This is a genomic window from Azospirillum sp. Sh1 (assembly GCF_008365135.1).
Taxonomy (GTDB): Bacteria; Pseudomonadota; Alphaproteobacteria; order Azospirillales; family Azospirillaceae; genus Azospirillum; species Azospirillum oryzae.
The window spans coordinates 391167-403820 of record NZ_VTTK01000001.1 but is presented as its reverse complement, the minus strand read 5'-3'; the positions used below and the strand labels follow the sequence as shown (position 1 = coordinate 403820).

General features: G+C 67.3%; 16 protein-coding genes. 11 read left to right on the top strand and 5 right to left on the bottom strand.

The features are described 5' to 3' along the window. The first annotated feature begins 285 nt into the window (after positions 1-285). Positions 286-948 (top strand): alpha/beta hydrolase, encoded by a 663-nt coding sequence (locus FZ029_RS01885; protein WP_109073919.1) that lies wholly within the window; start codon positions 286-288, stop codon positions 946-948. Positions 949-1115: 167 nt separating this feature from the next. Here FZ029_RS01885 and FZ029_RS01880 read toward each other — a convergent pair whose 3' ends face one another. The 4 genes from FZ029_RS01880 to FZ029_RS01865 all read right to left on the bottom strand — a co-directional run bounded on the left by FZ029_RS01880 (position 1116) and on the right by FZ029_RS01865 (position 3046). Continuing rightward, a complete protein-coding gene (locus tag FZ029_RS01880; protein WP_149267794.1) occupies positions 1116-1502 on the bottom strand; it encodes a DUF2155 domain-containing protein in 387 nt (128 codons plus the stop codon). Between the two features lie 153 nt (positions 1503-1655). Next, positions 1656-1922 (bottom strand): hypothetical protein, encoded by a 267-nt coding sequence (locus FZ029_RS01875; RefSeq protein ID WP_149267793.1) that lies wholly within the window; start codon positions 1920-1922, stop codon positions 1656-1658. Between the two features lie 103 nt (positions 1923-2025). Next, positions 2026-2562, bottom strand: coding sequence for an outer membrane lipid asymmetry maintenance protein MlaD (gene mlaD / locus FZ029_RS01870; RefSeq protein ID WP_149267792.1), 537 nt, complete (start codon positions 2560-2562; stop codon positions 2026-2028). A 91-nt stretch (positions 2563-2653) separates the two neighbouring features. Then, on the bottom strand, positions 2654-3046 hold the full coding sequence (locus FZ029_RS01865; protein WP_085089864.1) for an NADH:ubiquinone oxidoreductase subunit NDUFA12: 393 nt from the start codon (positions 3044-3046) through the stop codon (positions 2654-2656). Between the two features lie 268 nt (positions 3047-3314). Between FZ029_RS01865 and FZ029_RS01860 the strand changes: the two genes are divergently transcribed. From FZ029_RS01860 to FZ029_RS01840, 5 genes are all read left to right on the top strand, one after another. Next, positions 3315-3911, top strand: a complete 597-nt coding sequence (locus tag FZ029_RS01860) for a 50S ribosomal protein L25/general stress protein Ctc (RefSeq protein ID WP_149267791.1) — start codon at positions 3315-3317, stop codon at positions 3909-3911. A gap of 91 nt (positions 3912-4002) precedes the next feature. After that, positions 4003-4575, top strand: a complete 573-nt coding sequence (gene pth / locus FZ029_RS01855; protein WP_149267790.1) for an aminoacyl-tRNA hydrolase — start codon at positions 4003-4005, stop codon at positions 4573-4575. A gap of 103 nt (positions 4576-4678) precedes the next feature. Then, positions 4679-5779 (top strand): redox-regulated ATPase YchF, encoded by a 1101-nt coding sequence (ychF, locus tag FZ029_RS01850; RefSeq protein ID WP_149267789.1) that lies wholly within the window; start codon positions 4679-4681, stop codon positions 5777-5779. 163 nt (positions 5780-5942) lie between these two features. Further along, positions 5943-7613 carry a Na/Pi cotransporter family protein gene (locus tag FZ029_RS01845; protein ID WP_149267788.1) on the top strand — a complete coding sequence of 557 codons (1671 nt, stop codon included), beginning with the start codon at positions 5943-5945 and terminating at the stop codon, positions 7611-7613. 188 nt (positions 7614-7801) lie between these two features. Next, entirely contained in the window at positions 7802-8680 is an 879-nt protein-coding gene (locus tag FZ029_RS01840; RefSeq protein WP_149267787.1) for an EAL domain-containing protein, read from the top strand. On the opposite strand, the gene FZ029_RS01835 is transcribed toward FZ029_RS01840, so the two are convergent. Then, a complete protein-coding gene (locus FZ029_RS01835; protein ID WP_149267786.1) occupies positions 8637-9119 on the bottom strand; it encodes an NUDIX hydrolase in 483 nt (160 codons plus the stop codon). The two genes, FZ029_RS01840 and FZ029_RS01835, sit on opposite strands and share 44 nt — an antisense overlap. A gap of 85 nt (positions 9120-9204) precedes the next feature. On the opposite strand from FZ029_RS01835, the gene FZ029_RS01830 reads away from it, so the two are divergent. The 5 genes from FZ029_RS01830 (at position 9205) to FZ029_RS01810 (ending at position 12633) form a co-directional block, all read left to right on the top strand. After that, positions 9205-9507, top strand: a complete 303-nt coding sequence (locus FZ029_RS01830; RefSeq protein WP_149267785.1) for a type II toxin-antitoxin system Phd/YefM family antitoxin — start codon at positions 9205-9207, stop codon at positions 9505-9507. Then, on the top strand, positions 9504-9920 hold the full coding sequence (locus FZ029_RS01825; protein ID WP_149267784.1) for a type II toxin-antitoxin system VapC family toxin: 417 nt from the start codon (positions 9504-9506) through the stop codon (positions 9918-9920). The genes FZ029_RS01830 and FZ029_RS01825 overlap by 4 nt, the downstream gene beginning before the upstream one ends. Further along, on the top strand, positions 9917-10855 hold the full coding sequence (locus tag FZ029_RS01820) for a LysR family transcriptional regulator (RefSeq protein WP_247892099.1): 939 nt from the start codon (positions 9917-9919) through the stop codon (positions 10853-10855). Before FZ029_RS01825 ends, FZ029_RS01820 begins: the two co-directional genes overlap by 4 nt. Before the next feature lie 108 nt (positions 10856-10963). Next, positions 10964-12214, top strand: coding sequence for an MFS transporter (locus FZ029_RS01815; protein ID WP_149267783.1), 1251 nt, complete (start codon positions 10964-10966; stop codon positions 12212-12214). A gap of 11 nt (positions 12215-12225) precedes the next feature. Then, the gene (locus tag FZ029_RS01810) at positions 12226-12633 is read left to right on the top strand and encodes a hypothetical protein (protein ID WP_149198259.1); all 408 of its coding nucleotides are present in this window, start codon (positions 12226-12228) and stop codon (positions 12631-12633) included. Positions 12634-12654: the final 21 nt, after the last annotated feature.

The following is a 12654-nucleotide window of genomic DNA, read 5'->3' as shown; positions in this document are numbered from 1 at the left end:
CCCATTCGGGTTCCGGCCGGCAGGGACCCGGACTTATCGATCGGTCCAGCCAGCGCAGGGGTCGATCGGGCGGGTCAGGCGGGTTGTCCCGGAGGACGTTACGACGCATATATGATGACCAAGCAAAACGGTCAAGAATTGTGTGCGGAAAACCCCACTCCAAGACGGGAAAATCCGTGACGGGCCCGAAAGGCCCGTGCGCCGGGGCGGTTGGCCGGATGAAGGTCCGGTCGGTCGCCATGGCGGTTCCAACAACCCTTTGTCCGCGTCAGGAACGTCGTTCCCATGCCTGAAGTGCTCTTCAACGGTCCCGCCGGTCGCCTGGAAGGCCGTTACACCCACGGCAAGCAGCCGAACGCCCCGGTTGCGCTGCTGTTGCACCCGCACCCGCAGCACAATGGGACGATGAACAACAAGGTGGTCTTCACCCTGTTCCAGTCCTTCACCAAGCGCGGCTATTCGGCTCTGCGCTTCAACTTTCGCGGCGTCGGGCGCAGCCAGGGCACCTACGACAAGGGGGAGGGCGAACTGGCCGACGCGGCGGCGGCGCTCGATTGGCTGCAGACCTACAACCCCAATGCGCCGCTCTGCTGGATCGGCGGCGTGTCCTTCGGCGCCTGGATCGGCATGCAGCTTCTGATGCGCCGTCCGGAGATCGACGGCTTCGTCTCGGTCTCGCCGCCGGCCAACCTGTTCGACTTCTCCTTCCTGGCGCCGTGCCCGTCCTCGGGCCTGATCATCCATGGCGACAAGGACGAGGTGGTGCCCCAGGCCGCGGTGACCAAGCTGGTGACCAAGCTGTCGCACCAGAAGGACATCCGCATCGACCACCGCGTCGTCCCCGGCGCCAGCCACTTCTTCGTCAACCGCACCGACGATCTGGCGATCCAGGTGGACGACTATCTGGACAAGGCGCTGGGCAATCCCATCGCGGCGGTGGCGGAGTAGAGGGTAAGTTCTGCGGCGGCAGCCCCCTCCCTAACCCTCCCCCGCGTTCCGCGGGAGAGGGGACTGCCGCCGTTTCAGGATTCATTCACGTTTACAAGCATCCTGCCCCCTCTCCCGCGGAACGCGGGGGAGGGATGGGGAGGGGGCAATAAGCCTGAACCCCCACCTCACTGCTCGCAGCCCAGAACCCACACGTCGTAGATCGGGTTCTCCATCGCCGACAGGGCGGGGCTGGAAGCGAACATCCAGCCGCTGAAGACCGGTTCCGCCTGCTCGCCGGGCTTGATTTCCGTCACTTCCAGGAAAGCGGCGGATTCCGGCGTTTCGATCGGCGGGTTCTCGCGGCAGGCGCGCAGCGTGATGCGCAGGCTGCTCATCGCCTTGGTCTCTCCGACCTTGATGGTGAAGGTGGAGGTGCGGGCGGTCACCTTGTCCAACCATTGCAGTTTGGCCGCCGGCCGCTCGATCATCTGGCTCGGGACCGGTGCGGCCTGGACGGACGCGGTTGCCAGCAGGACGGCCGCCAGCGGGAGAAGTCGGAAAAGTCTCGTCACGTCGGATCGCTTCCGTAATTGCGGACGGCACTCCACGGCAGCATCCGGTCAATCATGAGACCTCTGCCGGGGCGCTCCGCCTTCTATCCCGGAAGCGGGGTCAGCGTCCAGTGGCGGGGGACGCCTGGGTGTGTTGTGTGCGGATCGGGTGCTTCAGCGCGTGACGGTGCTGCGCGAGGCGGGGGCGCTGTGGGTGGCGCCGGACCCGCTTTGGGCCTCGTTCCGGTCTTCGATCTTCTGGGCCGCCGCACCGGCGCCGGCACCCGCGGCGGCCCCGACCACGGCACCCACCGGCCCGCCGACCACCGCGCCGGCCGCGGCGCCGCCAAGCCCGCCGGTGGCCGATTTCTCTTCCATGTCGGCGCCGCAGGCGGCGATCGCCAGGGCAAGGCCGAGCACGGCCAAATGGGACAGACGCATCGCATTTCCTCCTGCCTCGTATTCCGGGAGCATCGCCATCCGGATTGCAGGAGGAACGCTTGAGCGTGGCCGTCGGTTCCGGCCACGCCCAGGGTTCGAGTGATTACAGCTTCGGCGGCTGGGCCGGCGCCTGGCCGGGAGCCTGACCCTGCTGGCCGCCGGCGGACTGGCCGTTGGCCTGGTCACCCGACTTGCTCATGCTCTGCAGCGAGAAGATGACCTGCCCCAGCAGCTGCTCCAGGCCCGGAGTGCTCTGCGTGAACTCGATCTTGCCGTTCGCCTTGATCATGTCGGGATCGCCGCCCGGCTCCAGCGACAGGAACTTGCCGCCCAGCAGGCTTTCCGACGCGATGACCGCCGCGGTGTCCTTGGGCAGCTTCACCGAGTTGTCGACCGACAGATGGACGACCGCCTGATAGGTGGTGGGGTCGAGCGTCAGCCCGGTCACCGTGCCGACCTTCACGCCACTGATGCGCACGTCGGCGCCGCTCTGCAGGCCGGTGATGCTGTTGAAGTTGGCGGTGATGTCATAGCCCTGCACCTTGCGCAGGTCGGCGCTTTTGTAGGCGAAGGCAAGGAACACGGCGGCCACGGCGAGCACGACGCCGCCCAGCACGGTTTCGATCACATTCCGGCGCATAGAGCTATCCTGCTGCGAGTTCCCGAATCGAAACCCGGCCCGAAAGGGGCCGGGCATTCCGTTCCGACGTGATGGTCAGTCCCGGCAGGGATCAGCTCGGCGTCCAGGGCTCGTAATCGCCGGTGGCCGGCACGCGCTGTCCGCCAGCCAGCACATGGCCGGGCGGACGGTAGGCCTGGACCGAGCCCGACATGTTGGGCAGATGTTCCTTCTGCCACGGCTTGTGGAAGGCGCTCGACCCCTCGGGCAGCGGCTCCTTGGTGGTGTGGTGCAGCCACCCGTGCCATTCCGGCGGGATCTTGGAGGCGTCGGGCTCACCGGCATACAGGACCCAGCGGCGCTCGCGCGTGCCGGGCTGGGTGTCCTTGGTGCGGTAATAGACGTTGCCGAAGCGGTCGCTGCCGACCTTGGCGCCCCGACGCCACGTGACGTAACGGATGTGGATGTTCGCCAGTTTGGTGAACAGGGAGATCGGCTCGCTCATCGTCGCTCACGAATTCCGGAGTCTGGCCCCGCGGACACGGGGCTGGTCGAATGCGGGCCGCACTATGACACCGCAAGTGCCGCGCGTCCACCGTTGGTGAGGCCCAATTTGCCGGCTTTCGGCTCGTTGGAGAGTGGAAGCTCCCCGGCGGCGGTCGCTCCGCGGGAACGCCCCGTTTTCCTTGACGCGCCCAGCCGATTGCCGTATGCACCCCGCGCATGCGCCGGCACCCCTGGAGGCCGGCGCCCTTTCGTTTTGGAGCATCGTCATGACCAAGATCATTCCGCTCGGCGCTGAGACGCGCGAACGGGCCGGCAAGGGGACCGCCCGCCAGACCCGCCGTGACGGCCGTATCCCGGCCGTCATCTACGGTGGTAAGCAGGCTCCTGTTACCATTTCGCTCGAGAAGTTCGAGTTCACCCGCGTCCTGCATCAGCCGGGCTTCTTCACCCACCTGTTCGACGTGACCGTCGACGGTACGGCCCATCGCGTCCTGCCGCGCGACGTGCAGTTCCACCCGGTGACCGACGTCCCGCTGCATGTCGACTTCCTGCGCGTCTCCTCCGACACCCGCATCAACGTGCAGGTTCCGGTCGAGTTCGCCGATCAGGACAAGTCGGCCGGCCTGAAGCGCGGCGGTGTGCTGAACATCGTCCGCCACGAGCTGGAGCTGAGCTGCCCGGCCGACAACATCCCCGAGCACATCACCATCTCGTGCGAAGGCTTCGACGTCGGCGATTCGATCCACATCTCCTCGGTCAAGCTGCCGGAGGGTGTGACCTCGACGATCACCGACCGCGATTTCACCATCGCGACCATCGTTGCGCCGTCGGGCCTGAAGTCGGAAGAAGGCGCCGCTGCCTGATCGGGAGCGTTCGACCTTCGAAGATGGTTACGGTGGGGGGCTTCGGCCCCCCGCTTCGTTTGTGGAGAGTGCTTTCCAAAGGGTGAGGGACATGCTGCTTCTGGTCGGATTGGGCAACCCCGGCAACGAGTATGCCCGCAACCGCCACAACATCGGCTTCATGGCGGCGGAGACCATCGCCCGACGCCATCGCTTCACCCCGTGGAAGAAGCGTTTCCAGGGCCAGACCGCCGAGGGCACCGTCGCCGGCGACAAGGTGCTGGCGCTGGAGCCCGCCACCTTCATGAACCTGTCCGGCCAGTCGGTGGTTGCGGCCCTGCAATTCTACAAATTGAAGCCCGAGAACGTCGTCGTCATCCATGACGAGCTGGACCTGCCCCCCGGCAGGATCCGGGTGAAGAAGGGCGGCGGCCATGGCGGGCACAACGGCCTGCGCTCCATCGACGCGCATATCGGCAAGGAATACTGGCGCATCCGCCTCGGCATCGGCCATCCCGGCAACAAGGATCTGGTCAGCGGCTACGTCCTGCACGACTTCGCCAAGGCCGACCAGGGTTGGATCGACCCGCTGCTGGATGCCGTCTCCGACAACCTCCCCCTGATGGTGGAAGGCCAACCGGAGCTGTTCATGAACAAGGTGACGGTGGCGACGCAGGCGCGATAAGCCGCGGCCTGCCAGTTCCTCCCCCACTTCGCGTTTGCGCTTTGTCCCCCTTCGTAGGATAAAGCGCCTCAATTCCAGAATTTCCGACGGCGAGCACCCACCCATGGGCTTCAATTGCGGCATCGTCGGCCTGCCGAACGTCGGCAAGTCGACCCTTTTCAACGCGCTGACTGCCACCCAGGCGGCGGAGGCGGCGAATTTCCCCTTCTGCACCAAGGAGCCGAACGTCGGCCGCGTCGGCGTGCCCGACACGCGGCAGGACAAGCTGGCCGAAATCGCCAAGTCGCAGAAGGTCGTCCCGACCCAGCTGGAGTTCGTGGACATCGCCGGCCTGATCCGCGGCGCGTCGAAGGGTGAAGGGCTGGGCAACCAGTTCCTCGCCAACATCCGCGAGGTCGACGCCATCGTCCATGTGCTGCGCTGCTTCGAGGACGACGACATCACCCATGTCGAGGGCAACGTCGATCCGCTGCGCGACGCCGAGGTGGTCGAGACCGAGCTGATGCTCGCCGACATGGAAAGCCTGGAACGACAGCTGACCAGCCTGCAGAAGAAGGCCAAGGGCGGCGACAAGGACAGCAAGATCAAGGCCGACCTGATGGAGCGCGCCCTCAAGGTGCTGCAGGACGGCAAGCCCGCTCGCGTGGTCGAGCTGTCGGACGAAGAGAAGCCGGTGTTCAAGCAGTTCATGCTGCTGACCGACAAGCCGGTGCTCTATGTCTGCAACGTGGAAGAGGCGTCGGCCGCCACCGGCAACGCCTTCTCCGCCAAGGTTGCCGAGAAGGCCAAGGCCGAGAACGCCGAGGTCGTCGTCATCTCCGCCGCCATCGAGTCCGAAGTCGCCCAGCTCGCCGACCCGGCCGAGAAGGCCGAATTCCTGGAATCGATGGGGCTGGAGGAAACGGGCCTTAACAAGCTGATCCGCGCCGGCTTCAAGCTGCTGGACCTGATCACCTTCTTCACCGTCGGTCCGAAGGAGACGCGCGCCTGGACCGTGCGCCGCAACGCCAAGGCGCCCGAGGCCGCCGGCGTCATCCATACCGACTTCGAGCGCGGCTTCATCCGTGCCGAGACCATCGACTACACCAGCTTCGTCACGCTGGGTGGCGAGCAGGGGGCGAAGGACGCCGGCAAGATGCGCCAGGAAGGCAAGGAATATGTCGTCCAGGACGGCGACATCTTCCACTTCCGCTTCAACGTCTGATTGGACGGAGTTTTCGAGGGGGCGGTGGCATCACCGCCCCCTTTCCACCTCCGCCGTCACCCAACTGTCATATTGTCGTAACAATCGGCGCTCCCCACCCTTCAGTTAGGGGTGCGGCCCACTCGCACTCCAGCCCGACATGGGGCCCGACACAGGGGGTGCGATGCAGGCGACGCGGGTGCTGCTGGAACTGGCCGGGAATGTCGTGCTGCTCCTGTGGGGGCTGCACATGGTGCAGAGCGGGCTGACCCGTGCGCTGGGCGGCGACCTGCGCCGCATCCTGGGGGCCGGGCTGCGCAACCGCTGGACCGCCTTCCTGTCCGGCATGGGCATCACCATGCTGCTGCAGAGCAGCACCGCCACCGGCCTGATGGCGACCGGTTTCACCGCCACCGGGCTGGTGTCGCTGATGCCGGCGCTGGCGGTGATGCTGGGCGCCAATGTCGGCTCCACCCTGATCGTGCAGATTCTGGCTTTCGACGTCGCCCATGTGGCGCCGGTCCTGCTGTTGGGCGGCTTCATCGCCTTCCGCCGCGGCGCGCGGACGCGCAGCCGCGACCTGGGCCGGGTCGCCATCGGGCTGGGCCTGATGCTGCTGTCGCTGCACCTGCTGCTGGCGACCATCGCCCCGGCGGAGAACGCGCCGATGCTGCGGCGGATGCTGGCGATGCTGACCGCCGATCCGGTGGTGGCGGTAATGCTGGCGGCGCTGCTGTCCTGGGCCGCCCATTCCAGCGTCGCCGCCATCCTCCTGATCGCTTCGCTGGCCGGCGGCGGGGTGATCGGGCCGGAGGCCGCGGTCGCCATGGTCGCCGGCGCCAATCTGGGCAGCGCCGTCAATCCGGTGATTGAGGGGCCGGGCGGCGACGGCCGCAACCCGGCGGCTAGGCGGCTGCCGGTCGGCAACCTCATCAACCGGCTCGTCGGCTGCCTCATCGTCGTGCCGCTGCTGGGGCCGATCACCGCCGGGCTGCAGGCGGTATCGCCGGACGCCACGCGGCTGGCGGCCAACTTCCACCTTGCCTTCAATCTGGCGATGGCCGGGTTGTTCATCGGCCCGCTTCCCTGGTTCGCACGGGCGCTGACCCGGATGTTCCCGGAACGGGTTGCGGTCGCCGATCCGGCGATGCCGCTCTATCTCGACCGCAGCGCGCTCCGCGTCCCCCACCTCGCCATCGCCAACGCGTCGCGGGAGGCGTTGCGCATGGCCGACACGGTGGACGGCATGCTGCGCGGCGCGCTGGACGTGATCCAGACCGAGGACCGCAAGCGGGTGCAGGAAATCCGGCGGATGGACGATGTGCTGGACCGTCTGCACGACGCCATCAAGCGCTACCTCACCCAGATCAATGTCGAGGATCTGGACGAACGCGATGCCCGCCGGGTGTCGGACGTGCTGACCTTCACCATCAACCTGGAGCATGTCGGCGACATCGTCGACCGCAACCTGATGGAAGCGGCCTCCAAGAAAATCCGGCGCAGGCTGCGCTTCTCCACCGAGGGGGCCGCCGAGATCGCCGGCATGCTGGAACGGCTGAGCGAGACCCAGCGTCTGGCCGCCGCCGTCTTCGTGTCGGGCGATGTCCGGTCCGCCCGCGCGCTGATCCATGAAAAGGAGGTGATCCGCGATCTGGAAACCAGCGCCACCGAGGCGCATTTCGCCCGTCTGCGCGCCGGCCGCAAGGAAAGTGTCGAGACCAGCGCCCTTCATCTGGACATCCTGCGCGACCTGCGCCGGATCAACGCCCATCTGGTCGCCGCCGCCTATCCCGTTCTCGATCAATCGGGGGAGCTTCTGCCCAGCCGTCTCAAACGAGGGGCAGCACGGGCGTGACCGTCCGCTCCCGATGGGGGTATGGCGCGGCTTCCGCTTCGACCTTTTCTTGTCACCGATCCAGCCACGTTAACACTTTCGTAACCATATAAAATTCGTCAAGCTCTTTCGCGACATGGTTAACAAATCGTTCCTGTGGTTGTTATGGCAGTGAGTGCCAAGGAACGGATGTCGAGAGGGAGCGGACGGTGGCGAACACGCACGCGACGTCGAACGGACCCAATGCACAGGGGGCATCCGGCGCGGGATTCGCCGAGCGGGTGCGCGACGCCATCGAGCGGCAGGAGCTTTCCCTGGTCTTTCAGCCGCAGGCGGACGTCGTCACCAGCCGCCTGACCGGCTTCGAGGCGCTGTCGCGCTGGCGCCTGTCCGACGGCACCATGCTGCCGCCCGACGTCTTCGTGCCGATGGCGGAGCAGGGGGAAGCGATCCACCTGCTGGGCGAATGGACCCTGCGGACCGCCTGCAGGGTGGCCGCCGGCTGGCTGCGTGCCGGCTATCCCGACATTCCGGTGTCGGTGAACCTGTCGGCGCGGCAGCTCGACGATCCGGGGCTGGTGTTGAAGGTGCTGGCGATCCTGGCGGAGACCGGCCTGCCGGCCGCCAACCTGAAGCTGGAGCTGACCGAAACCAGCATGTTCAGCCAGAGCGCCGACGCGCGCGAGGCCTTGTTGCAATTGCGCGGTGCCGGAATCCGGCTGGTGCTGGACGATTTCGGCACCGGCTGGTCGTCGCTGGCCACCCTGCGCCGGGTGCCGGTGGAAGCGCTGAAGATCGACAAGCAGTTCGTCCAGGCGATGGTCGAGGACCGCGACGCCGCCGCCATCGTCCAGGCGGTGGTGGCGCTGGCCCACGCGCTGGATTTGGGCGTGGTGGCGGAAGGGGTGGAGACGCCGGAACAGCGGCTCTATCTGCAGGCCTACCGCTGCGACGTTCTGCAAGGCTATTGGCTGTCGCGCCCGCTGAGCGCCGACGGGGTGAGCGAGTTCCTGGCCGAGCGGAGCGTCATCGGTACCCTGCGGCCTATGGGCTCGGGTTCCGCCGCTGGGCCGCAGACATCAGGATGACCCGCCGGGTCTCGTCCCATTCCGTCAGTTCGCCCGCCTCCTCGGCGGTGGCCCAGCAGGCTTCCAGCGCATCGTCGGCGCAGATCGGGTCGCCCTCGGCACTCTCGGCCACCACTTCGACCAGCGTATAGTGGTAATGGACGCGCCCTTCGGCATCGGGGGTGATGGCGTCGACCACGGTGACGATCCCGGTCGGCACCACCTCCAACCCGGTCTCCTCGCGCACCTCGCGCACCGCGGTCTCGAACACTGTTTCGCCGACCGATTGCGCCCCTCCCGGCAGGCTCCACTGCCCCATCCGCGGCGCCTTGCCCCGCCGGATCAGCAGCACCTTGTCCCCGCGCCAGACGACGGCCCCGACACCGACCCAGGGTCGGTCGGGATATTCGCGGCTGGAACGGTCGGGCGGGGTGGCGGGCGGATTGGAATCGATGGTCATGGACGGCAGCCTAGCGCACCGCTTGACAGCCTGTCACCCCGTGCCGAGAGTCACAGCAGTGGCTATTGATGACGGAGGACCGGCCATGGGTGTGTTGTATTCCAAAGCCGACGACCCCGGTCTGGACGCCGCCATCGAGCGCGCATTGGCAGAGGGGCCTCTGACCATTGTCCGCCCCGGCAAGCCGTCGATGGTCATGCTGTCGGCCACAGACTATGAACGGTTGCGCGGAGAGACTGTCGCCGCTCCCGAGCGCATGCCCAGGAATGTGATTGAAGCCCTACTGCGTCCCATCGATGCGACAGACATCGATCTTAACGAGGCAATCGGCGAGCGCCATGGGCCGAATACCCGCAAGCCGGTCGACTTCGCCAAAGACGCCTTATGAAGGGCTTCCTGCTGGACACCAACATCTTGTCCGAGCCAAGGCGGCCGAAACCTGACGCGCGAGCAATTGCCTGGTTGGAACGCCTTCCGCCATCGGAGGCCTTCATCAGCGTCATCAGCATCGGCGAAATTCATCGCGGAATTGCGAACCTCCGCCCAGCAAATGCCGCGAAGGCAGAACAACTCGACTTCTGGATAAAAGGCGTGGAGACCTGGACCGAGCGCATACTGCCCGTCTCGCTGACGGTGGCGACGCTCTGGGGACATCTTCGCAACGCTCACCACAACTGCGATCCAGTGGACGCACTGATCGCCGCCACGGCACAAGCACACGGTTTGACGATCGCAACCCGCAACGTCCGTGACTTCCACGCCTTTGGGATTCCTTTGCTGAACCCGTTCGAGGCCCCATGAAGCTCAACGAGATCCGCACCTTCATCGCCGTTGCCGACGCGCAGTCGGTGCAGGAGGCCGGCAACCGGCTGGGGCTGACGCAGTCGGCCGTGTCGCGGCTGATCCAGCGGCTGGAGGCCGAACTGGGTGTCGTGCTGTTCGACCGGCAGACCAAGCCGCTGGCCCTGACCCGCGACGGCGAACTGGCGTTGGCCCATGCAAGGCGCATCCTGGCGGCGACCAGCGACTTCGCCGATGCTTTCGCCGGGTCGGCCGAGCCGCGCGGGCTGCTGCGGCTGGGCACGGCGCATGTGCTGACCGCGCTGGCCACCGGCCGGCCTCTGGACGAACTGCGGGCCGGTTTCCCCGGCCTGACGCTGCGGCTGCATGCGGACTGGAGCAACCCGCTGATCGAGCAGGTCCGCGCCGGCAGCCTCGACGGCGCGCTGGTCCTGATGTGCGACGATCAGGCGCCGCCCGACGATTTGCCGGTCCGCCGGATCGGGACCGAACCGGTCAGCATCATCGCCTCTCCCGGCGACGGTTCCGCCGATCTGGCGGCCATGAACCGGCGCGGCTGGGTGTTGCAGCCGAACGGCTGCCGGTACCGCGAGGCCCTCCATCAGGCGCTGGCGCCGCTCGGCCTGCAGCCGAACGTGACGGTGGAGGCCTATGACCAGAGCCTGCTGGTGTCGCTGGTGGCGCGCGGAGTCGGTTTCGGGCTGGCGCCGATGGGGCTGATCGCGCCGATCCCCGGTGCGGTCGCCGTCCGGCCGCTCGACCTGCCCGATTTCCGGATGGCGGTGACGATCTGGCTGATCCAGGCGCGGACGACCGGCCGCATCGCCCCGGTGTTCGACCGGCTGGAGCAATCGCTGCGCCATGAGTTGTCGGCGTGGCATCGGCCCGATCGCCGGACCGCACATTCTCCCATCCTGCATTCCGCCGCGGAATGACCCGGTTGCCGATTATGAATTTGCCGAACTGTTGGTGCCCGCCTATCGTCGGGGCATAGCAGTTCCACAACACCGGCGCGCAATGCCGGCCCCTTCCGGGAGGACGCCTTGACCACCGCCACCCCCGCACCGGCGCCCTCCTGGAGGACGCCCGCACTCGTCGTCGTTTGCGGCTGCCTGATCTCGATGCTGGCCTTCGGACCGCGGTCGAGCATGGGCCTGTTCATCGGCCCGCTTTCGGAAACCCGCGGCTGGGGCCGCGACGTCTTCGCGCTGGCGATGGCGATCCAGAACATCCTGTGGGGCGCCGGCGGCCCCTTCGCCGGGGCGCTGACCGACCGCTACGGCCCGGCCCCGGTCCTGGCCGGCGGTGGCATCCTCTATGCGGCCGGTCTGGCGCTGATGCCCTACGCCACCACCAGCGTGGAGTTGTACCTGACCGCAGGCGTGCTGATCGGGCTCGGCCTGTCCGGCGCGTCCTTCGGCATCATCATCGCCGGCTTCACCCGGCTGCTGCCGCCGGAGCAGCGCAGCTGGTCGGTCGGCATCGCCACCGCGGCCGGGTCGATGGGCCAGTTCCTGTTCGCGCCGATGGGCCAAGCCTTCATCGCCGGCTTCGGCTGGCAGACCGCCCTGCTGCTGCTGGCGGCCTCGATGATCGCGGTGCCGCTGCTGGCCGGCGTCTTCCCCGGCCCGAAGGGAATTGCGGCCGGTGGCGGCCATGCGGTGACCGGGGCCAATGTCGGATTCATCACCGCCGTGCGCCAAGCCTTCCAGCACCGCAGCTATGTGCTGCTGGTCGCCGGATTCTTCGTCTGCGGCTTTCAACTGGCTTTCATCACCACCCATCTGCCGCCCTACCTGACAGAGGCGGGCATCAGCCCGACGCTGGCCGCCTGGGCGCTGGCGCTGATCGGCCTGTTCAACGTCGTCGGCTCCTACGCGTCCGGCATTCTCGCGGGCAAGGTCAGCAAGCGCTATCTGCTGTGCGGCAACTATTTCTCGCGCGGCATCGCCACGGCGATCTTCATCCTGCTGCCAATCTCGCCGGTCACCGTCATCGCCTATGCCGCGGTGATGGGCCTGCTGTGGCTGTCCACCGTGCCGCCGACCTCCGGCCTCGTCGCGCTGATGTTCGGCACCCGCTACATGGGCACGCTCTACGGCTTCGCCTTCTTCAGCCATCAGGTCGGCGGTTTCCTGGGCGTCTGGCTCGGCGGCGTGCTGTACGAGCGCACGGGATCCTACGACGTCGTCTGGTGGCTGGGCGTGGCGCTGGCCATGTTCGCGACCATCATCCACTGGCCGATCGCCGAGAAGCCGGCCCCGTCGCTGGCGGCGGCCGAGGCGAAGGCGTAAGGTAGACCACCATGAGCGACAGCCCCGCCCAATCCTCTTCCGGACTTCCCATCGGCCACGGACTTGCCGCGGCGCTGCTGGGCGGCATCCTGCTGGTCTGGGCCGGGCTGATGGGGCTGTCGCTGCAGCGCGCCGCGCTGCCGGATGCGACCGACGGGATGATGCTGGCGGTCTTCTCCCCCGGCACCAGCGATGCCGAGGCGATGACGGCGATGGTGCGGGCGGGCGGCGAGCCGGTGCGCTCCACCTGGCTCGGGTTCGCCTGGGTCGCCCGCGGGGTGGAGCCCGGTTTCGTCGGCCGGCTGAAGGCGGAAGGTGCACTGGCCGCCTTCGGCGAGCTTCCGGTCGGCCCGACGCTGGGCGGCTGCACCGCCACCCCGGTCGACGCCGCCAAGATCGCCGCCACCAGGCTGCAATAGGCCCGGCTGTAATAGGCCGGT